This window comes from Cellulomonas sp. P2_F12, assembly GCF_056403775.1.
The window spans coordinates 1-20,538 of sequence record NZ_JBFUEV010000010.1 but is presented as its reverse complement, the minus strand read 5'-3'; the positions used below and the strand labels follow the sequence as shown (position 1 = coordinate 20,538).

Annotated in this window: 18 protein-coding genes and 1 rRNA gene; 6 read left to right on the top strand and 13 right to left on the bottom strand. The window is 73.8% G+C overall.

Going from position 1 to position 20,538, the window contains the following annotated elements:
* The first annotated feature begins 56 nt into the window (after positions 1-56).
* The 6 genes from AC1DWH_RS17565 to AC1DWH_RS17540 are packed head-to-tail and all read left to right on the top strand — an operon-like array spanning position 57 to position 5,237.
* Positions 57-971, top strand: a complete 915-nt coding sequence (locus AC1DWH_RS17565; RefSeq protein ID WP_477094773.1) for an ABC transporter ATP-binding protein — start codon at positions 57-59, stop codon at positions 969-971.
* Entirely contained in the window at positions 968-1,741 is a 774-nt protein-coding gene (locus AC1DWH_RS17560; protein ID WP_477094772.1) for an ABC transporter permease, read from the top strand. Before AC1DWH_RS17565 ends, AC1DWH_RS17560 begins: the two co-directional genes overlap by 4 nt.
* Before the next feature lie 16 nt (positions 1,742-1,757).
* Entirely contained in the window at positions 1,758-2,297 is a 540-nt protein-coding gene (locus tag AC1DWH_RS17555; RefSeq protein ID WP_477094771.1) for a hypothetical protein, read from the top strand.
* A gap of 57 nt (positions 2,298-2,354) precedes the next feature.
* Positions 2,355-3,314, top strand: coding sequence for a COX15/CtaA family protein (locus tag AC1DWH_RS17550; RefSeq protein ID WP_477094770.1), 960 nt, complete (start codon positions 2,355-2,357; stop codon positions 3,312-3,314).
* 58 nt (positions 3,315-3,372) lie between these two features.
* On the top strand, positions 3,373-4,425 hold the full coding sequence (locus AC1DWH_RS17545) for an ATP-binding cassette domain-containing protein (protein WP_477094769.1): 1,053 nt from the start codon (positions 3,373-3,375) through the stop codon (positions 4,423-4,425).
* Entirely contained in the window at positions 4,425-5,237 is an 813-nt protein-coding gene (locus tag AC1DWH_RS17540; protein ID WP_477094768.1) for an ABC transporter permease, read from the top strand. The genes AC1DWH_RS17545 and AC1DWH_RS17540 overlap by 1 nt, the downstream gene beginning before the upstream one ends.
* Positions 5,238-5,300: 63 nt before the next feature.
* Here AC1DWH_RS17540 and AC1DWH_RS17535 read toward each other — a convergent pair whose 3' ends face one another.
* From AC1DWH_RS17535 to rrf, 13 genes are all read right to left on the bottom strand, one after another.
* Positions 5,301-5,915 (bottom strand): NUDIX domain-containing protein, encoded by a 615-nt coding sequence (locus tag AC1DWH_RS17535; RefSeq protein ID WP_477094767.1) that lies wholly within the window; start codon positions 5,913-5,915, stop codon positions 5,301-5,303.
* Positions 5,915-7,585, bottom strand: coding sequence for a CTP synthase (locus tag AC1DWH_RS17530; RefSeq protein WP_456846778.1), 1,671 nt, complete (start codon positions 7,583-7,585; stop codon positions 5,915-5,917). Before AC1DWH_RS17530 ends, AC1DWH_RS17535 begins: the two co-directional genes overlap by 1 nt.
* A 71-nt stretch (positions 7,586-7,656) precedes the next feature.
* On the bottom strand, positions 7,657-9,339 hold the full coding sequence (gene murJ, locus AC1DWH_RS17525) for a murein biosynthesis integral membrane protein MurJ (RefSeq protein WP_477094766.1): 1,683 nt from the start codon (positions 9,337-9,339) through the stop codon (positions 7,657-7,659).
* On the bottom strand, positions 9,336-10,226 hold the full coding sequence (locus AC1DWH_RS17520; protein ID WP_477094765.1) for a hypothetical protein: 891 nt from the start codon (positions 10,224-10,226) through the stop codon (positions 9,336-9,338). Before AC1DWH_RS17520 ends, murJ begins: the two co-directional genes overlap by 4 nt.
* Positions 10,223-11,257 (bottom strand): copper transporter, encoded by a 1,035-nt coding sequence (locus AC1DWH_RS17515; RefSeq protein ID WP_456847449.1) that lies wholly within the window; start codon positions 11,255-11,257, stop codon positions 10,223-10,225. The genes AC1DWH_RS17520 and AC1DWH_RS17515 overlap by 4 nt, the downstream gene beginning before the upstream one ends.
* Before the next feature lie 70 nt (positions 11,258-11,327).
* On the bottom strand, positions 11,328-12,506 hold the full coding sequence (gene steA, locus AC1DWH_RS17510) for a putative cytokinetic ring protein SteA (RefSeq protein WP_477094764.1): 1,179 nt from the start codon (positions 12,504-12,506) through the stop codon (positions 11,328-11,330).
* Positions 12,507-12,512: 6 nt separating this feature from the next.
* On the bottom strand, positions 12,513-14,243 hold the full coding sequence (recN, locus tag AC1DWH_RS17505; protein WP_477094763.1) for a DNA repair protein RecN: 1,731 nt from the start codon (positions 14,241-14,243) through the stop codon (positions 12,513-12,515).
* Positions 14,240-15,133: an NAD kinase gene (locus AC1DWH_RS17500; RefSeq protein WP_477094762.1), complete on the bottom strand. Its 894-nt coding sequence runs from the start codon at positions 15,131-15,133 to the stop codon at positions 14,240-14,242. The genes recN and AC1DWH_RS17500 overlap by 4 nt, the downstream gene beginning before the upstream one ends.
* Complete coding sequence (locus AC1DWH_RS17495) at positions 15,130-15,942, bottom strand: TlyA family RNA methyltransferase (protein ID WP_477094761.1); 813 nt, start codon at positions 15,940-15,942, stop codon at positions 15,130-15,132. The genes AC1DWH_RS17500 and AC1DWH_RS17495 overlap by 4 nt, the downstream gene beginning before the upstream one ends.
* Positions 15,943-15,948: 6 nt before the next feature.
* On the bottom strand, positions 15,949-16,128 hold the full coding sequence (locus AC1DWH_RS17490) for a hypothetical protein (RefSeq protein ID WP_477094760.1): 180 nt from the start codon (positions 16,126-16,128) through the stop codon (positions 15,949-15,951).
* A gap of 210 nt (positions 16,129-16,338) precedes the next feature.
* The gene (locus AC1DWH_RS17485) at positions 16,339-17,379 is read right to left on the bottom strand and encodes an HAD-IIA family hydrolase (RefSeq protein WP_477094759.1); all 1,041 of its coding nucleotides are present in this window, start codon (positions 17,377-17,379) and stop codon (positions 16,339-16,341) included.
* The gene (locus AC1DWH_RS17480; RefSeq protein WP_477094758.1) at positions 17,376-18,422 is read right to left on the bottom strand and encodes a hypothetical protein; all 1,047 of its coding nucleotides are present in this window, start codon (positions 18,420-18,422) and stop codon (positions 17,376-17,378) included. Before AC1DWH_RS17480 ends, AC1DWH_RS17485 begins: the two co-directional genes overlap by 4 nt.
* Before the next feature lie 1,876 nt (positions 18,423-20,298).
* A 5S ribosomal RNA gene (rrf, locus tag AC1DWH_RS17475) occupies positions 20,299-20,415 on the bottom strand.
* Positions 20,416-20,538: the final 123 nt, after the last annotated feature.

Genomic DNA, 20,538 nt, shown 5'->3' with positions numbered 1-20,538 from the left:
TCCCTCACACCCGGGCGCACCGGCGTCGCACGACGGGCGCCCTAGACTTCCCTCTCGTGCCCGACTCCCCCGCGCTCGAGATCTCCGGGCTCGTCAAGCGCTACGGCGGTCGCGCCGTGGTCGACGGGCTCGACCTCGTCGCCCACCACGGTCAGGTCACCGCGATACTCGGGCCCAATGGTGCCGGCAAGACCACGACCGTCGAGTGCTGCGAGGGCCTGCGGGAGCCCGACGAGGGCACCGTGCGGGTGCTGGGCCAGGACCCGCTCACGCAGGCGCGCGACCTGCGGCCGAGGGTCGGCGTCATGCTGCAGGACGGCGGCCTGCCCACCGGCGTCCGCGCGCAGGACATGCTCACCCACGTCGCCAAGATGTACGCCGAGCCCCGCGACCTCGGCGAGCTCACCGAGCGCCTCGGCCTCGGGTCGTTCGCGCGCACCACGGTCCGCCGGCTCTCCGGCGGCCAGCGCCAGCGCCTCGCGCTCGCCGCCGCGATCGTCGGCCGGCCGGAGGTCGTGTTCCTCGACGAGCCGAGCGCCGGGATGGACCCGCAGTCCCGGCACGCCGTGTGGGACCTCGTGCGGGAGCTCCGCGACGAGGGCGTCGCGGTGCTGCTCACGACGCACCTGATGGACGAGGCCGAGGACCTGGCCGACCAGGTGGTCGTCGTCGACCACGGGCGCGTGATCGCCCAGGGCTCGGTGCCGTCGCTCGTGTCCTCGGCCGACGACCGGTCCCTGCGGCTCGTGACCACGCCGGGGCTCGACCTCGGGTCGGCGCTGGGTCCGGACTTCGCGGTGACCGAGCCGCGCGACGGCTCGTACACCGTGACCGGCGCCGTCGACCCGCGGACCGTGGCCGCCCTGACCTCCTGGCTCGCCGAGCAGGGCGTGCTGGTCACGCAGCTGTCGGTCGGTCGTCGCACGCTCGAGGACGTCTTCCTCGACCTCACGGGACGGAACCTGCGATGAGCGCCGCCGCACAGCACCCGCCGCGCCTGGCCGCCCCCACCGCGCAGCGCGTCGCCGCCCAGACGTCGTTCGAGGCGCGCGCCATCCTGCGCAACGGCGAGCAGCTGCTGGTGACGATCGTCGTCCCGGTCCTCGTGCTCGTCGGGCTGACCAGGGCCACCTCGATCGACCTGGACACCGGCGGCGCCAGCCGCATCGACTTCCTCACGCCGGGCATCCTCGCGCTGGCCGTGATGACCACGTCGTTCACCTCGCAGGCCATCGCCTCGTCGTTCGACCGCCGCAACGGCGTGCTCCGGCTGCTCTCCACCACCCCGCTCGGGCGCGGCGGGCTGCTCGCCGGCAAGGTGCTCGGCGTGCTGGTGGTCGAGGTCGTGCAGATCGTGATCATCGGCGCGACCGCGCTGCTGCTCGGCTGGCACCCGGACCCGACCGGGCTGCTCCTGGCCGTCGTGGCGATCGTCCTGGGCACCGCGGCGTTCACCGCGCTCGCCCTGCTCGTCGCGGGGACCCTGCGCGCGGAGGCCGTGCTGGCCGTCGCCAACCTCCTGCTGCTCGTCCTCGCCGTCGCGGGCGGGGTCATCATCCCGGCCGGCCAGCTGCCCGGGCCGATGTCCCACGTCGCGCTGCTGCTGCCGTCCGGTGCGCTGGGCGAGGCCATGCGGGAGACGCTCATGCACGGGGTGCTCCCGGCGTGGTCCGTGGTCGTGCTCGTGGCCTGGGCCGCCGCGCTGGGCTGGGGCGCGAGCCGGCTGTTCCGCTGGCACTGACCGCTACCGTGGGCCGATGGAGCCCGCGCAGGACGGCACGTTCCAGACAGCCCTCGCCGCCGAGTACGCCGCACTCGTGCGGACCGTCTCCGACTTCGACGGCCGGCTCCTGACCGTCAAGAGCTGGTCGGTCACGTTGAGCCTGGCCGGTCTCGGGCTCGGCTTCCAGCAGCAGCACTACGCGCTGTTCGCCCTGGCCGCCGCCAGCGGTGCCGCGTTCTGGCTGATCGAGGCGATGACCAAGCGGCACCAGGTCCGCTACTACCCCCGGATGCGGCAGATCGAGGCGTGGTCGGCGTCGTGGACGGACCTGCGGCTGCAGGGGGTACCCGTCTCGGCACCGCGGATCGACGCCGCGTGGACCGCGGCGGGTCGGAGCGACCCGGCCGCCGCCCTCGCGGAGCCGCCGCGCGAGATGACGAGCGAGGAGATCCGGCGGATGCGTCGGCACACCGCCTGGCTCCCCCACGTGTTCGTGCCCAGCGCCTTCGCCGTCGTCGTCGGCATCGCCCTGACGCTGCTCGCCGCGGGCGGAGCGCTCGACATCCCGCTGTGACGAGCCTCGCCCGCCGGGCGGTCGGGAGCACCGGGACCGGACCGTAGGCTGGTCGACGTGAGCTCGACGCCTGCCCTCGACGCCCCGTCGTCGACCCTGGACCGGATCCGCGACCGGTGGACCTGGACGGCCGTCGTCGCCAACCTGGCCGGGCAGATCGCGATCATCGTCACCGGTGGCGCCGTGCGTCTCACCGGCTCGGGCCTCGGCTGCTCGACGTGGCCCCAGTGCGAGCCCGGGCAGTTCACGCCGCAGCTGCACGAGGCGACGTCGCTGCACCCCTTCATCGAGTTCGGCAACCGGACCGTCAGCTTCGTGCTCGTGGTCATCGCCCTGGCCGTGGCCCTCCTGGTGACCGGCGACCGCCGCCGCCCGTCGGCGTACCGCCGGCTCGGCGTCGTGCCCGTCGTCGGCGTCCTCGTCCAGGCCGTCATCGGCGGCATCACCGTGCTGGTCGACCTGAACCCCGCGATCGTCGGCAGCCACCTGCTCATCTCCATGGCCCTGGTCGCGTTCTCGACGTGGCTCGTCGTGCGGACGCGCGAGGGCGACGGGCCGGCCGTGCCCCTGGTCGACCGCACCACCCGCACCCTCGCCCGCGTGCTCGTGGCGCTGACGGCTGTGGTGCTCGCCCTCGGCGTCGTCGTGACCGGCGCGGGGCCGCACTCGGGTGACGACGAGGTGGGCTACCGGTTCGGCGTCGACCCATGGCTCATGGCGAAGCTGCACGCCGCGTCCGTCTGGGCCTTCGTCGCCGTCCTCGTCGCCGTGCTGGTGCTGCTGCGCCGCCGGGGCGTGTCCGGGCGCCCGTGGACCACCGGGCTGGTCCTGCTCGGGGTCACGCTGAGCCAGGGCCTGATCGGCTACGTCCAGCTGTTCACCGGCCTGCCGATCGGGCTGGTCAACCTCCACATGCTCGGTGCCGCGCTGCTGGCGTCGACGGTGACGTTCTTCGTGGGCAGCCTGCGCACGCGCTCGACGGTCCCGGCGCTCGACGGGGTGCACACCGCCGCCTGACCCGGTCTGCCCGGGTATGCCCTGTGCCGATGTCGGTGGTCTCTCCTAGCCTCGACCCATGGCTGACGCGATCACTGCGCAGGGACTCGTCAAGCACTACAAGAGCGTCACGGCCCTCGACGGGGTCGACCTCACCGTGCCGTCCGGCTCGGTGCTCGGGCTGCTCGGCCCCAACGGCGCCGGCAAGACCACGATCGTCCGCATCCTCACCACGCTCCTGAAGCCCGACAGCGGGTCCGCGACGGTGGCCGGCGTGGACGTCCTCGCCAAGCCGCGGGACGTCCGGCGCCGGATCGGCCTCTCGGGCCAGTACGCCGCCGTCGACGAGTACCTCACCGGCTTCGAGAACCTCGACATGATCGGGCGGCTCTACCACCTGGGCGTGAAGCGGTCGCGCGAGCGGGCACGCGAGCTGCTGGCGGCGTTCCGGCTCGAGGACGCCGCGGACCGTCCGTCCAAGACCTACTCGGGCGGCATGCGGCGCCGGCTGGACCTCGCGGGCGCGCTCGTCGCCGACCCGCCGATCATCTTCCTCGACGAGCCGACGACGGGCCTGGACCCCCGCGGTCGGACCGAGATGTGGGAGGTCATCCAGAACCTCGTCGCCGGCGGGACCACGCTCCTGCTGACCACGCAGTACCTCGAGGAGGCCGACCTGCTGGCGGACGACATCGTCGTCATCGACCACGGCAAGATCATCGCGCAGGGCACGGCGGACCAGCTCAAGATGCAGGTTGGCGGGGAGCGGCTCGAGCTCACCGTGAGGGACCCGGCGCGGCTGCTGGACGCCCGGGACCTGCTCGAGCCCATGGGCGTCGGCAAGGCCGGCCTGGACGAGGGCCGACGGACGCTGCTCATGCCGATCAGCGGCGGCGCGCAGGTGCTCACGGAGGCGCTGCGGGTCCTCGACGACGCGGGGATCGTGATCGACGACGTCGGACTGCGCCGGCCGACGCTGGACGACGTCTTCCTGTCCCTGACCGGGCGGGCCGCCGAGGACGGGGAGGAGGGAGAGCCCCCCGCGTCGGAGCCTCCCCCGCCGCCGGTTCCGGACGCCGCGCGAGCCGGCCGTCACGCGGCCGCCGACGAGCTCTCCGAGGAAGGTGCCTGATGGCCGCGCCGACCGTCTTCGCCGACTCCTACGTCGTCGCCAAGCGCAACATCATCAAGATCAAGCGCGTCCCGGACCTGCTGGTCTTCACCACGCTGTCGCCCATCATGTTCGTCCTGCTGTTCGCCTACGTGTTCGGCGGTGCGATCGCCGTGCCCGGCGGCGCCGACCCCGACGCGTACCGCGAGTTCCTCATGGCCGGCATCTTCGCCCAGACCGTGATCTTCGGCGCCACCATCACGGGCGCAGGTCTGGCGGACGACCTGAAGAAGGGGATCATCGACCGGTTCCGGTCGCTGCCGATGGCCCCGTCGGCGGTGCTGACGGGCAGGACGATCTCCGACGTCGCCAACAACGTGCTCGTGCTGATCGTGATGTCGCTGACCGGGCTCCTGGTCGGCTGGGGCATCCACAGCTCGGTCGCGGAGGCGGCGCTCGGCTACCTGCTGCTCATCGTCTTCGCCTACGCCATCTCGTGGATCATGGCGTGGCTCGGCATGCTGGTCCCGAGCCCCGAGGTGTTCAACAACGCCACGTTCATCGTGATCTTCCCGCTGACGTTCGTCGCCAACACCTTCGTGCCCCTGGAGACGCTCCCGGCGCCACTGCAGACGTTCGCCGAGTGGAACCCGGTGTCCGCGGTGACCCAGGCGTCGCGCGAGCTCTTCGGCAACATCCCGCCGGAGGTCCCGCCGCCGACCGCATGGCCCCTGCAGCACGCGGAGCTCTACACGCTGATCTGGACGGCGATCTTCATCATCGTGTTCGTGCCGCTCGCCAACATGCAGTACCGGCGGTCGACCAGCCGCTGAGCGGCGGCTGACGGCGCGCGACGAGGGGTCGCGCGCCGTCGGCGTCCGTCGAGCGACGTGCCGTCAGCCGGCGCTCGGCAGCGTGACGGGCACCAAGGACGACCAGCCGCCCGCCCGGGCAGCAGCGGCCGCCAGCACGCCGGTGACCGCCGTCGGGCTGTGCAGCCGGCCGGCCAGCGCGGCAGCGACGGCCTCGTCCAGCGGCACCCACACGGGCACCATCGAGGCCTCCTCGTCGGTGCGGGTGTGCCGGTCGCCGTCGGCCACCGGGCTCAGGTCGCGCGCGAGGAATACCCTGATCCGCTCGTCCGAGCCGCCCGGCGTCGTGAAGAAGTCGACCAGCCGCCACCACGCTCCGGCGACCAGGTCGGCCTCCTCGGCCAGCTCGCGGGCCGCCGCGACGACGAGCTCCTCGTCGGGGACGTCCCGCAGGCCGGCGGGCGGCTCCCAGAGCTCCGAGCGCACCGGGTGCCGGTACTGCGACAGCAGCAGCACCCGGTCGTCGTCGTCGAGGGCGATCACGGCGACGGCGCCGGGGTGCGCGACGTACTCGCGCAGCACCTGCGTGTCCCCGAGATCGACCACGTCGCCGACCAGGTCGAAGATCCTCCCCGTGTGGATGACCTCGTGCGTCAGGACGGGCCGCGCCGCCGAGCGGTCAGCGAGCGGCTCCCCCATCAGGACTCGTCGCCGCGCTGGGCGAGAGCGGCCTCGACGAGCCCGGCGAACAGCGGGTGCGCCCGGGTCGGACGCGACTTGAACTCGGGGTGCGCCTGCGTGGACACGTAGTACGGGTGCACGTCCTTCGGCAGCTCGACGAACTCGACCAGCGAGGTGTCGGGCGAGACGCCGGAGATCACCAGGCCGGCGTCCTCGAGCTTGTCGCGGTACGCGTTGTTCACCTCGTAGCGGTGGCGGTGGCGCTCGGAGACGCGCGTGGCGCCGTACGCCTCGGACACGACGGACCCGGGCGTGAGGACGGCCTCGTAGGCACCCAGGCGCATGGTGCCGCCCAGGTCGCCCTCGCCGCCGACGATCGCGAGCTGCTCGGCCATCGTGGCGATGACGGGGTGCGACGGGTCAGCGTCGAACTCGGACGACGACGCGCCGTCGAGGCCCAGGACGTTGCGCGAGTACTCGATGACCATGCACTGCAGGCCGAGGCAGATGCCGAGCGTCGGGATGAGGTTCTCGCGGGCCCAGCGCAGCGCGCCGAGCTTGCCCTCGATCCCCCGGACGCCGAACCCGCCGGGCACCAGCACCGCGTCGACACCCTCGAGGGCGAGCCGCGCGCCCTCGGGCGTCTGGCAGTCGTCGGAGGTGACCCAGCGGATGACGACCTTGGTGTCGTGGTGGAAGCCGCCGGCGCGCAGGGCCTCGGTGACGGACAGGTACGCGTCGGGCAGGTCGATGTACTTGCCGACGAGCGCGACCTCGACGCGGTGGGCGGGCTGGTGCACACGGTGCAGCAGCTCGTCCCAGCCCTTCCACTCGACGTCCCGGAACGGGAGGCTCAGCCGCTGCACGACGTAGGCGTCGAGCCCCTCGGAGTGCAGCACGCGGGGGATGTCGTAGATGCTCGGGGCGTCCTTGGCGGTGACGACGCCCTCGACGTCCACGTCGCACATGAGCGCGATCTTGCGCTTCGTGGCGTCGGGGACGTCGCGGTCCGCGCGCAGGACGATCGCGTCGGGCTGGATGCCGATGCTGCGCAGCGCGGCGACGGAGTGCTGGGTCGGCTTCGTCTTCAGCTCGCCCGACGGACCGATGTACGGCACCAGCGAGACGTGCAGGAAGAACACGTTGTCGCGGCCGAGGTCGTGGCGCACCTGGCGCGCGGCCTCGAGGAACGGCAGCGACTCGATGTCGCCGACCGTGCCGCCGATCTCGGTGATGATCACGTCGATGTCGGAGTCCGCCTGCTGACGCATGCGGGTCTTGATCTCGTCGGTGATGTGCGGGATGACCTGCACCGTGTCGCCGAGGTACTCGCCGCGTCGCTCCTTGGCGATGACCTGCGAGTACACCTGCCCGGTGGTCACGTTGGCCGAGCCCACGAGGTTCACGTCGAGGAACCGCTCGTAGTGGCCGACGTCCAGGTCCGTCTCGGCGCCGTCCTCGGTGACGAAGACCTCGCCGTGCTGGAACGGGTTCATGGTGCCCGGGTCCACGTTGAGATACGGGTCCAGCTTTTGCATCGTGACGCGGAGGCCACGGGAGCGGAGGAGTCGGCCGAGGCTGCTCGCCGTCAGACCCTTACCGAGGGAGGAGGCAACACCCCCAGTGACGAAGATGTGCCGGGTCGTGGAATCCGACCGCCCGGAGAGTCGATGCGCGCGCTCTGTCACGGGATTCCAGCCTACCCGACGAACGCGCCCGGCCGGAGGGTCCCGCGAGGTGAGTCGGGACACGTCGGAGGTCAGGACAGCGGCGCGTTCGGGTTGGCGGGGTCTGTGACCCGGACGTCGACGAGCGGCCGCGGCTGCGCCTCGAGGCTCCGGAAGTCCCGCAGCGTCCCGCGGTCCCCGGCCAGCACGGCACCGGCGACGACGAGGGCGGCGATGATCCCGCCTCCGGCCGCCGCGCCGATCGCCGTGAGCACGCCGTGGCCGGCCACCTGCGCGACCGTGTCCACCACCCAGCGACCCAGGAGGGCGCCGAGGCCCGCACCGACAACGAGGACGACCGCGGCCCGCACCAGACCGGCGGTCGCGGCCCGGCCGGCGGCGCGCCGCAGCAGGACGACCGCCACCGTGCCACCGACCAGCATGCCGAGCGAGCTGGCCTGCGCGAGCGCGAGCAGCGTCGCGTCCGGGTCGTGGCCGGCCGGGACCAGCGCCGCCGCGATCACCGGGGTCGCCACCGCGACGGTGCCCCATCCGGCGACGTTCGCGGCGATTGCCGACCGGCCGCGCTCGAGGGCGTACAGGGCGCGCGACGCATGGAACATCAGCGCGAAGCCGAGCAGCCCGGGCATCAGCCACGTGATCGTCGTGGTCATGGCGCGCATGCCCGCCCCGCCGTCGGCGATCCCCACGAAGATGTCCGTGACGGCCGGTGCCGCCGCCACCAGCGCGGCGCTGCCCAGCGCGGCGGCGGCCAGCACCGCGCGGGTGGTCCCCGAGGCCATGCGTGCGAACCCCTCGTGCTCGCCGGACGCCGCGCGGGCCGCGAGGCGGGGGAACGTCGAGGTGGCCAGCGGCACGACGAGGACCGCGTACGGCAGCAGGTACACCTGCTGCGACCAGAGGAAGACCGACCAGGTGCCCACGTTCCCCCGGGCGCTGGCGACCACGAGGCTGACCAGCACGGAGAGCTGCTGCGCGACCAGCGAGCCGATGCCCGCGAACGCGAGGACGGCCAGGCGACGGCCGACGCCGGCCGGGAACCGCAGGGTCGGCCGGATCCGCACGCCGAGGCGGTGGACCGGGACGAACATCGGGAAGCACATCGCGGCGACCCCGAGCGTGGTCCCCCAGCCGAGGACGGCGAGCGCCCCGCTGGTGACGGCCGCCGGGTCGTCGAGCTCGCCGTCGGCCAGCGCCGCGTAGACGAGGTACGTCGCGATGACGACGAGCGACGACAGCACGGGCGCGAAGGCCGGCCAGAAGAACCGCTTGTGCGCCTGGAGCACGGCGTAGAGCAGCACCGCGACGCCGTACATCGGCACCTGCACCGCGAAGACCGCAATGAAGTACTGCAGCAGGTCGCGCTCGGCGTCACCGAGCTGCCCGGGCCACGCCGAGGCGATCAGCCCGCTGCACGCCGCCAGGGCGGCTCCGAGCGGGACGAGGACCAGGAGCGTCCAGCCGAACGTGGCCGACGTGATCGCGTCGACGTCCTTGCGCAGCGCGCGGGACACCGGCAGGGCGAGCACGGGGACGAGCGCACCGGCGAGGGCACCACCGGCGGCGACCTCGAAGAGGACGTTCGGCAGCGTGTTGGCCGTGTTGTAGACGCCTCCGATGCTCCCCGCCTGGAACGCGTGCGCCTGGACCAGGTAGCGCGCGAACCCGAGCACGCGGCTCAGGACGGTCACGGCCGCGATCATGGCGGCGGCGCCGCCGAGCCCGGCGAGGGTGCGCCGCGCGGCGGGGCTCACGCGGACCGGTCCACCGGGGTGTCGGCCGCCCGACGGCCCCAGGCGTCGATCTCGCGCAGCACCGGGGTGCTCTCGATCACGCGCGTGAAGCTCACCTTCTCGCTCGCCACGGTGAGCCCGACGACGACCGCGAGCACGGCGAGCCGGACGGGCCGGGGCGCGCTGAGCACCACCGCGGTGCCGAGGGTCGCGCCGAGGGCGTTCGCTCCCCCGTCGCCGAGCATGTCGGCCTCGGCCAGGTCCTGGTCCATCGCCGCACCGACGATGCCGAGGACGGACGCGGCCGCACCGGACCCGCTGCCCGGTCCGACGGCCAGCGGCGCCGCGATGAGCGTCGCCGCCTTGAGCGCGCGCCCGGGCCGCAGGTCCAGCAGGTTCAGCAGGTTGGCGCTCGACGCCACCAGCGCGCCCGAGCCGGCGACGTCGGCCAGCCAGCCGACCGCCGACCGGCGCGTGCCGTCGGGCCGGTGCACCGGCGTCGCGACGGCGGCCGCCACCAGCGCGCCCGCGCCGATGCCGAGAACCTTGAGGCCGCCGGTCGTCAGCTCACCGCGCGCCAGGGCACCGAGGTGCCCCCGCAGCCCCTTGCGCCGCGCCGAGGTGTCCTCGCCGAGGTCGTCGACGAGCCCGAACGCCGCACCGGACGCGGCCGCGACCGTCAGCGCGAGCGCGCCCCGGGTCGATGGCGCTCCGACGAGCCCGCCCGCGAGCAGCCCGGCGGCGACCGCAGGGCCCTCGAGCAGGCTGATCGGCTCACCGCGATGGTTCGTGCGCAGCCAGCGCTCCTGGCCGCCCGGGATCTGACCGTCCAGGGCGCCGCGCGTCACGGCGGTCACCCCGCTCGCGACGACCCCGGCCAGCACCCGCCGCAGCAGGCCGACCGTCATCCGTCGGTCCCGCCGGACACGCCCGCCCCCTCGGTCACCCTCGGGGTGCGGTCGACCGGCGGCAGCACGACGGCCGCCGGGATGGGCGTCTCGCCGTCGCCGAAACCGTAGTGGCCGTTGGTGCCGGCGATCCGGCCGGCCAGGGCGAGCGGCACGTTGACCTGCCCGGTGACCACGTCGGTGCCCGACACGGTCGTGACGGAGCCGGCCAGGTCCTGGTCCGCGAGCACGGCGTCCGTCAGGCTCCCCTTGCCGCGCGGCCCGTCGGCCAGCACCGCGCCGGACGAGAGCTCCTGGGCGGCCGTGAGCACCGCGAGCTGCGACGCCACGACCGACGCGGACGGCTCGGGGCTGGGCGTCGCGTCGCCGGCGGGCACCACGATGGGCACACCGATCACGACGATCGCGTCGGCCGGGACCGTCACCGGGTCGGCCACCGTGACCAGCGGGCTGTCGCTCTCGCTCGAGGACAGCAGCTGCAGCAGCACGGACGCGTCGTCGGACAGCGCGTCGGGGTTGGTCGGGTCGGACGTCACCAGCGCCTGCACCAGCGCCGAGGCGAGCTCGCCCTCGACGCCCGCGTCGTCGGCGGGCACCGGGTCGAGGTACGTCAGCAGCTGGCCGACCAGCGCCTGGCGGAACGTGCGGGCGTCGGGGTCCGCCCAGGTCTCCTCGAGCGTGACGTGGGCCGTCACCGACGCACCCGACTGCGCGAGCCGCTCGTCGATCGCGGTGCGAGTCGACTCGTCGACCTTGCCCAGCGCGATGACCGCGACGCGACGGTCGGTCAGCGCACCGTCGAGGAGCTGCGGACCGGCCGCGTCGATGTACGTCTCGGTGTCCTTCAGGTCGCCCGACGTCACGTCGAGCTCGGCCCGGAGGGCGTCCTTCTCCCCGCGCAGCTGCTCGACCTGACCGGTGAGCGTGTCGCCGATCGTCTCCTTGAGCGGGCCGGCCCCCAGCGCGATGCCGACGGCCAGCGCCAGGAACACGGAGATGAGCGAGACGATGTGGTAGCGGAAGTCGATCACGGTGCGAGGTCTCCGTCGGGTACGTGGCCGGCGTGAACCGGGACCGGGTGCAGGGTGCAGGCGGCGGGGGTCATCCGAACAGCCCGCTCACCCACGAGGTGATGTCGTCGATGCGCGCACCGAGCAGGCCGATGAGGGTCTGGCCCGCCGCGGTCGAGGCGAGCGCCACCCCGAGCGCCAGGAGGCCGGCCAGGACGAGCAGCGTGAGCTGCACGTTGGAGATCCGGTTCCGGTACAGCCGCGAGACACCCTTCGCGTCGACCAGCTTGCTGCCGACGCGCAGGCGGGTCAGGAACGTGCTGGCCATGCCGGAGCGCCCCTTGTCCAGGAACTCCACGAGCGTGGCGTGCGTGCCGACGGCGACGATGAGCTCGGCGCCCTTGTCGTCGGCAAGAAGCATGGCGACGTCCTCGCTGGTGCCCGTGGCCGGGAACACGACGTGCTTGACGTCCAGCTGCTCCACGCGGGCGAGACCGGGCGCGCGACCGTCACGGTAGGCGTGCACCACGACCTCGGCGCCGCAGGTGAGCGCGCGGTCCGACACGGAGTCCATGTCGCCGACGATGAGGTCGGGCTTCCAGCCGGCGTCGAGGATCGCGTCGGCTCCGCCGTCGACCCCGATCAGCACGGGCCGGTACTCCCGGATGTACGGCCGCAGCGTGACCAGGTCTTCCTTGTAGTGGTAGCCGCGGACCACGATGAGCACCTGCCGGCCGTCGATCACGGTGGCGATGTCGGGCACGCCCACGCCGTCGAGGAGCAGGTCACGCTCGCGGCGCAGGTAGTCCATCGTGTTCGCGGCGAACGACTCGAGCTGCACGGAGAGGCCGGCGCGGGCCTCCTCCATCGCCGCCTCGACCGTCGCGGCCGTCTGCAGCACGCCCTCGGCGACCAGCGTCTCGCCGTCGTACACGGCCCCGTCGACCACCCGGAGCCGGTGCCCCTCGGTCACCGCCATCACGTCGGCGCCGAGGTCGTCGATCAGCGGGATGCCCGCCTCGACCAGGATCTCGGGGCCGAGGTTCGGGTAGCGGCCCGACGTGGAGCGGGCGGAGTTGAGCACGGCGGCCGGCTGGCACGCGACGAGGGCCTCGGCGGAGACGCGGTCGAGGTCCAGGTGGTCGATGACCGCGATGTCACCCGGGCGCAGACGCTTGGTCAGCGCCTTGGTGCGTGGGTCGACTCGTGCCGGACCGGCGACGACGCCGGCTTCGGGCAGGGCGGTGCGCTTGCGCAGGGAGGCTCTCATCGCCGCTCATCGTCCCACGGCCGAGAGCTCGAGCAGTTCCGCGGCGTGCGTCCGCGCGGCGTCGGAGTCCTCCTGACCGGACAGCATGCGGGCCAGCTCGCGTACACGGTCGTCCTGCGTGACCAAGCGCACGTCCGACTCGGTGATGACATCGACCCCGTTCGCGGTCGACTTGGTCACCACCAGGTGCCGGTCGGCGAACGCCGCGACCTGCGCCAGGTGGGTCACGACGAGCACCTGGCTGCCCTGCGCGAGGGACGACAGGCGTCGGCCCACCTCGATCGCGGCCCGGCCCCCCACGCCCGCGTCGACCTCGTCGAAGACGAACGTGCCCGGCCGCGTGGCACCCGGTGCGGTCGCGAGCGCGACCTCGATGGCCAGCATCACGCGCGAGAGCTCGCCGCCGGACGCGCCCTTGCCCAGCGGCCGGGCCGGCGCCCCCGCGTGCGGCACGAGCAGCATCTCGACCCGGTCGCCGCCGTGCGGTCCGGGCTCGTCGGCCGGGTCGACGACGACGCGAAGCTCGGCGCCCCCCATCGCCAGGCCGGACAGCTCCTCCGACACCACCGCGGACAGCTGCGTGGCGCCGGCGAGGCGACCCTGCGTCAGCCGAGCGGCCATCGCGTCGAGCTCCGCATCGAGCCGCGCACGATCCGCCCGCAGGGTCTCGATGCGCTCGTCGCCGCCGTCGAGCGCGAGCAGGCGCAGTCCCGCGGAGTCCGCCCAGGCTTGCACCTCGGCGATGGTCGACCCGTAGCTGCGGGTCAGGCTGCCGAGCTCGGCCCGGCGACGCTGCGCCGCGTCGAGCCGCAACGGGTCCGCCTGCAGGTCCTCGAGGTAGGCGGCGAGGTCCGTCGACGCATCGGCCAGGAGGTACCCGGCCTCCGCCACGCGGGTGGCCAGGGCGGCGAGGGCCGGGTCGTGGGCACCCTCGTGCTCCAGGAGCCGGCGCGCCAGCTCGATGGTGCCGACCGCGGACGCCTCGTCCGTCCCGTCGTCGGCGCCCACGAGCGCCGCGTGCGCCCCTGCCGCCGCGGTCCGCAGGTCCTCCGCGTGCGAGAGCCGGTCGACCTCCTCGGCCAGCGTCACGTCCTCGTCGGGCTGCGGGTCGACGCGCTCGACCTCGGCCAGCCCGAGCCGCAGCAGCTCGGCCTCCCGGGTGCGGTCGCGGGCGCGGTCCACCAGGTCCGTCAGCTCGGCGTCGACTCCGGCCCGCTCGGCCCACGCCGCGCGATAGCGCCCGAGCAGCTCACCGTGCTCGGCACCGACGAACTCGTCGAGCGCCTCGCGCTGGACCGCGGGTGAGCGCAGCCGCGCCTGGTCCGCCTGCCCGTGCACCGTGACCAGCTCGTCCGCCAGCTCCGCGAGCAGGCCCTGCGGCACGGACCGGCCGCCGACGTAGGCGCGGGACCGCCCGACCGTGCCGTCACTGCTGGCGCCGACCGTCCGCAGGAGCACCAGGCTGCCGTCGTCGTCGAGCTCGGCACCGGCCTCCTGCGCGCGCCCGAGCGCCCGGGCGCCCGCCTCGAGCACCACCCGACCCTCGACCGCTGCCGCCGCCGAGCCGACCCGGACGGTGGCCGGGTCCGCCTTGCCACCGAGCAGGAGGTTGAGCGCCGTCAGCACCATCGTCTTGCCCGCGCCGGTCTCACCCGTGAGCACGGTCAGCCCGGGCCCGAGCTCGACGTGCGCCCGGCCGATGACGCCGAGGTTCTCGATGCGGATCTCCTCGATCACCGCGTGGCCTCCGGGGTGTCGTGGAACGTGGGGCGCGGCGCACTCGGACGGCCGCGCCACCCGTCGACCGGGAGGTCGAACTTGTTGACCAGCCGCGTCGTGAACGGGGCCGGGGTCAGTCGCGCGAGACGCACGGGGACCGCGCTGCGCGTGACCTCGACTCGCGAGCCGTGGGGCACCTCGAGCCGGCGACGACCGTCGAGCGTGACCAGCCCGGCCGCGGGCGACCGCTCGAGCACCTCGATCGCGAGGAGGCTGCGCGGGCCGACCACCAAGGGCCGCGCGAACAGCGCGTGCGCGGAGATGGGCACCAGGATCATGCCGTCGACGTCGGGCCACACGACCGGGCCGCCGGCCGAGAACGCGTGCGCGGTCGAGCCCGTGGCGGTGGCGGCGACGATCCCGTCGCAGCCGAAGGAGGACAAGGGGTGGCCGTCCACCTCGAGCAGCACCTCGAGCATGCGCGAGCGGTCGACCTTCTCGAGCGCGGCCTCGTTGAGGGCCCAACCGGTCCCGACGCTGCCGTCGGGGTGGATCACGCGGACGTCCAGCGTGCCGCGCTCCTCGACGTCGAACTCGCCGGCGGTCAGTCGGCGCACCGCCTCGCCGATGTCGTCACGCTCGCTCTCCGCGAGGAACCCGACGTGCCCGAGGTTGACCCCGAGCAGCGGCACCCCGGTCCCGCGCGTGAGCTCGGCCGCCCGCAGGATCGTCCCGTCGCCGCCCAGCACGACCGCCAGCTCGAACGAGGGCAGGTCCGCGGCGTCGGCGTCCTCGGCCGCGAGCACCGGCTCGACACCGGCACGCTCGAGCTCCCGCACGACGTCGCGCGTGGCCTGCACGGCCTCCTCGCGCCCACCGTGGGTGACGACGAGGGCGCGCCGGCTCATCGCTGCACCCCGAGCACGTCGGCGGTGATCTGGTCGACGGGGACCTCGACCGGTGATCCGTCTGCCGGTCGGCGCAGCCAGAGGAAGAACTCGACGTTCCCGCTCGGCCCGGGCAGGGGGCTGCGGACCACCCCGAGCACGGCGAGCCCGAGGCCTGCGGCCACCCGGGCCACCCCGACGACCGCGTCGACCCAGAGCTCCGGCAGGCGCACGACCCCGCCCGATCCGAGCCGGTCGCGCCCGACCTCGAACTGCGGCTTCACCATGACCAGCAGGTCGGCATCGGGGGCGGCGACGTCGACCAGCGCGGGCAGCACGAGCGTCAGGGAGATGAACGAGAGGTCGGCGACCACCAGCTCGGGTGCCGGCTCGACGTCACCGCGGGTCAGCGTCCGGACGTTGACGCCCTCGCGGACGTCGACCCGGGGATCGGCTCGCAGCTCCGCGACCATCTGGTCGTGCCCGACGTCGACCGCGACCACGTGCGCGGCACCGCCCCGCAGCAGGACGTCCGTGAATCCCCCCGTGCTGGCGCCCGCGTCGAGGCAGCGCCGCCCGGCGACCGCCGGACCGTGCGTGCCGAGCACCTCCAGCGCTCCCGCGAGCTTGTGCCCGGCGCGCGAGGCGTAGCCGGGGTCCTCGTCGTCGAGCTCGACCGTGACCTGCCGGTCGTCCGTCACCTGAGCTGCGCTGCGCGAGACCGCCGCACCGTCGACCGTCACGCGACCGGCCGCGATCAGCTCCCCGGCGTGCCGGCGCGACCGGGCCAGGCCGCGGCGCACCAGCTCCGTGTCGAGGCGTGTGGTCACCGCTGGTCAGCCCTCCGCGTCGGCGAGCCGGTCCTGCAGCGCGCCGTGGACCGCGTCGAAGACGGCGACGTGCGCGCGCAGCGGCTGGTCCTCGAGGCCGACCAGCGCCGACAGCGCCTCGTCGACGGCGTCGTCGGACACCGACGTCACGTCGTCCGCCGTCTCGGACGTTCCGGTCTCGCTCACTGCGCCGCCTCCACAAGCTCTCGTCGTGCTCCCGGACCGACGACGACGTCGGCCGGTCGGACCTGACGTCGCGCACAGCGGGCGACGTCGAGCGCCCGGGAACCGCTGCACCCGGGACGCGCCCACGCTACCTGCCGCGGGCGACGCGGCCTGCTCGCCACACACAACCCGTGGGGGAAGCGCCCGCCGCAGCCCGACGGTCGGACGCCGTCAGCCCTGGGCGGGTCCCGTCGCGAGCTCGGGCACCGAGCTCGGGTCGAGGTCGACACCCTCGTCGACGGCGGCCCAGGCCGCTGCGCACGCGGCCCGGACGACGTCCACGTGATCCTCGACCGACGACGGTGTCCCCCGCCCGATCTCGAGCGCCCCACCGACCACCCGCGCCGACGCCCCGCGCACCGTCCACCAGCCCTCGGCGCCCTGCTCGGGCTCGGGGTGGGCGACGAGCAGCGATCGCAGGTCGGCGCCGATGAGGTGCGGACGCTCCCCCGGCACGGCCAGCACGTCGTCGCGCGCCGAGCTGACCCCGGTGAGCACGTGCAGGCCGATGTAGCCGCCCGCGCGCGCCCCGGCGAGGTCGGTGTCCAGCCGGTCACCGATCACCAGCGTCTCGCGCGCACCGACGCGCTCCACGGCCATCCGGTACATCGTCGGCGACGGCTTGCCCGCGCTGTCGGGCACGACGCCCGTCGCCGCCTGGACGGCCCCGACGAGCGAGCCGTTGCCCGGGGCGAAACCGCGGGCGGTCGGCAGGCTCAGGTCGAGGTTCGACGCCACGTGCCACGCGCCGCGACCGATCGCGTAGGCCGCCTCGGCCAGCTGCGGCCACCCGACCTCCGGGGCGAACCCCTGGGCCACGGCCGCAGGCTCGTCGTCGGCGGAGTGCACGACCTCGTACCCGGCCGAGCGGACCGCGGTCACCAGACCTGCGCCCCCGACGACCAGCACCTTCGCACCCCGCGGCAGGCGCGTGCGCAGCAGCTGCGCCGCGGCCTGGGCCGCCGTCATGACCTCGGACGCGTGTGTGACGATGCCCAGGTCCGTGAGCTGGTCAGCCACCGACTCCGGCTCCCGCGACGCGTTGTTGGTCACGAACACCAGCCGCATCCCGCGCTCGCGCGCCGACGTCAGCCCCTCGGCCGCGCCGTCGATCGGCTCGTGCCCGCGGTAGGCCACGCCGTCGAGGTCGACGAGCGCGAGGTCGAACCGGTCCGCGAGCGGCGTCGACGACCCGACGAGCCCGCCCGTCACCGGCCGCCCTCCGCCTCGTCGTCGCTGGCCTCGTCCGACTCGACGTCCACCGAGGGCTCGGGCGCGTCGCCCACCGACTCGTCGTCGCCCACGGTGTCGCCGGCCTCGACGTCGACCGTGCCCGCGGGCGCGTCGTCCTCGTCGTCGCCGTGGTCGTCGGTGTCGTCCTTCGACGAGTCCTCGCGCACCTCGTCATCCGCCGTGTCGGCGTCCGACTCCAGGTGGACCGAGTCGGCCGGCGCGTCGCCGTCGTCCTCGGCCGCAGCCGAGTCCTGGTGCGCGTCGTCCTCGTCGTCCAGCTCCGCCGCGGCGGAGTCCACGGGCGCGTCGTCATCCGACTCGTCCTCGTCGTACTCGCCGTCCTCGTCGAACTCGCTGAGGTCGAACGCGACGACGTCGTCCTCCACCTCGACGTTTCCGGCGGCCTCGTCGAGCTGGTCCTGCGTGTACGGCGCGAGCTCGGCCGCTGCCTCGTCGGCACGGCCCGCCGCCTCGAGCGCGGTTGCCCGCGCCTGCGCCACGCGCACCGCGACGAGCCCCGTGGCCGCCCGGACCTCCGCCGTCGCGAGAGCCGCGACCGCAGCCTCGGCCTGGCCGAGGTCGAGCCGGGCGCCGCTGACGACGATCGCGAGCTCGATCTTGGCCTCGGCGTCGAGGGTCTCCGCCTCGGGCTCCTGAGCCAGCGCGAGCGCTCGCTCGGGCCGGCCGAGGCCACGCTCGCAGTCCGCCATGATCGCGAGGTGCTCCGACGAGCCGTTCAGCCGGCGCACCGTGCGAAGCTCGCGCAACGCCTCGGCGTACCGCTCGGTGCGGTAGGCGGCCAGGCCGGCGGCCTCGCGGACGACGTCGACACGACCCGCACGACGAACTGCCGCCTGAGCGTGCTCGTACGCCAGCTCGGGCTGCGTGTCGAGGAGCATGCCCACCATCACGAGGTGGCGCCCGACGCCCTCGGCGTTGTCCTTGCTCAGCGTGCGCAGGCGACCGCGGACCGCGCGGTCGAGATCGCTGAAGACGACCTCGTCCGGGATCTCGGGGGCCACGACGCGCTCCTCCTGCGGCGGACGCGTGAGGCGACGGTCGTCGCTCTCCCGCCGGTCCGGCCCGGACGAGCTCCGGGCACCTTCGTAGCCCGAGCGACCGGCAGGGGGCCGACGATCACCCGTGGCCGGGCGGTCCGACCGGCTGCCGCCCGCAGGGGGACGCCCGGAACCGGAACGCTCGGGACGCTCGGCCGACGCGGGGCGCGCACCACGGTCGCCGTACGCCGGCCGCTGGCCACCGGAGGAAGGCCGGTCGCTCGCGGACCTGTCGCCGTACGGACGGCGGTCGTCGCCGGGACGATCGCCGGTCGGACGCCCGCCACCGGAACGGTCGCCGTACGGTCGGGCACCCGTGGGACGCCCACCACCGGACCGGTCACCGGAGGCGGGACGGTCACCGTAGCCGGGACGGTTGCCGGTCGGTCGGTCACCGGACGGACGGCTGCCGTACGACGTGCGCTCACCGGAAGGCCGGTCGCCGTAGCTCGGGCGGTCGCCACCACGGCTGCGGTCGCCACCGCCGGAGCGGTCGCCGTAGGAGGGTCGGTCGCCGCCGGGACGGTTGCCGTACGAGGGCCGGTCGCCGCCGGGACGGTCACCGTAGGAGGGGCGGTCGCCACCTCGGCTGCGGTCGCCGCCAGCGGGACGGTCACCGTACGAAGGGCGGTCGCCACCGGGGCGGTTCCCGTAGGACGGACGGTCCCCACCTCGGCTGCGGTCGCCGCCCGCAGGGCGGTCGCCGTACGAGGGGCGGTCGCTTCCACGGCTGCGGTCGCCGCCACTGGGACGGTCGCCGTACGACGGACGGTCGCCACTCGGTCGGTTGCCGTACGAAGGACGGTCACCACCGGGACGGTTCCCGTAGGACCGGTCACCACCGGGACGATCGCCGTACGAGGGACGGTCGCCACCTCGGTTGCGGTCACCCGAGCCGGAACGGTCGCCGTAAGACGGACGGTCACCACCGGGACGGCTACCGAACGAGGGACGGTCACCGCTCGGCCGGCTGCCGTACGAGGGACGGTCACCACCGGGACGGTTCCCGTAGGAAGACCGGTCGCCACTGGGCCGGTCACCGTACGAGGGACGGTCGCCACCACGGCTCCGGTCGCCGCCACTGGGCCGGTCGCCGTACGAGGGACGGTCGCCGCTCGGCCGGTTCCCGTAGGAAGGACGGTCACCACTGGGCCGGTTCCCGTAGGAAGGACGGTCACCGCTGGGCCGGTTCCCGTAGGAAGGACGGTCACCACTAGGCCGGTCACCGTACGAAGGACGGTCGCCACCACGACTCCGGTCGCCGCCGCTGGGACGGTCGCCGTACGAGGGACGGTCGCCGCTCGGCCGGTTGCCGTACGAACGGTCACCCGACGCCGGCCGTCCGCCGCGCGAGTCACCTGTGCGCCCACCGGACTGCTGGCCATAACCACGGTCGTTGCTCGCCCCGTAGGCCGGTCGAGCACCGCGCGAGTCACGAGAACCGTCGGAGCGCGGCCGGTCTCCCGACCGGGAACCGCCGTCGCGACCGGACGAACCGCCGGAGCCGCCCCGACCCTGCGAGTCACGCGGGCCGCGCGCTGAGCTGCCAGAGCCCTCGGGTCGACCGCGGTTCGCTCCACCCGACCGACCACGGTCGTCAGGTGTGCCCCCGGCACGATTCTCGCTGTTCATCTGTGTTCTCCTCGTCGCGATCGACCGCCCCATCGTCTCATCCCCTGCTCCGGACGCCGAACGGCGGCCGTGGGGCCGCGCCGATTAGGCGGAGCGGGGACGACACTGCGGTGAAACTTGCTGATCAATACGCCCGACGCTGCGCGCAAATGTTGTTCGGTGGAAACAGAAGAAGCCACCCCCGTAGGGGTGGCTTCTCCTGAATGATGTCCGGCGGCGTCCTACTCTCCCACACCCTGGCGAGTGCAGTACCATCGGCGCTGAAGGGCTTAGCTTCCGGGTTCGGAATGGGACCGGGCGTTTCCCCTTCGCTATGACCGCCGTAACGTTGTCGAGTTGTCAAACGGGTTCCCGTTCGTCTCTCGGGAACCGCACAGTGGACGCGTAGCAATAATTGAATGAGGTGGTGAAGTTGTCGGCTTATTAGTACCGGTCAGCTGCGAGGGTC

Excerpts from the sequence above, each read along its gene's own strand:
- AC1DWH_RS17540 (WP_477094768.1), top strand. The coding sequence starts at position 4,425 with ATGGCCGCGCCGACCGTCTTCGCCGACTCCTACGTCGTCGCCAAGCGC.
- AC1DWH_RS17500 (WP_477094762.1), bottom strand. The coding sequence starts at position 15,133 with ATGAGCCGGCGCGCCCTCGTCGTCACCCACGGTGGGCGCGAGGAGGCC.
- AC1DWH_RS17555 (WP_477094771.1), top strand. The coding sequence starts at position 1,758 with ATGGAGCCCGCGCAGGACGGCACGTTCCAGACAGCCCTCGCCGCCGAG.
- AC1DWH_RS17560 (WP_477094772.1), top strand. The coding sequence starts at position 968 with ATGAGCGCCGCCGCACAGCACCCGCCGCGCCTGGCCGCCCCCACCGCG.
- steA (WP_477094764.1), bottom strand. The coding sequence starts at position 12,506 with ATGAGAGCCTCCCTGCGCAAGCGCACCGCCCTGCCCGAAGCCGGCGTC.
- AC1DWH_RS17535 (WP_477094767.1), bottom strand. The coding sequence starts at position 5,915 with ATGGGGGAGCCGCTCGCTGACCGCTCGGCGGCGCGGCCCGTCCTGACG.
- AC1DWH_RS17520 (WP_477094765.1), bottom strand. The coding sequence starts at position 10,226 with ATGACGGTCGGCCTGCTGCGGCGGGTGCTGGCCGGGGTCGTCGCGAGC.
- AC1DWH_RS17545 (WP_477094769.1), top strand. The coding sequence starts at position 3,373 with ATGGCTGACGCGATCACTGCGCAGGGACTCGTCAAGCACTACAAGAGC.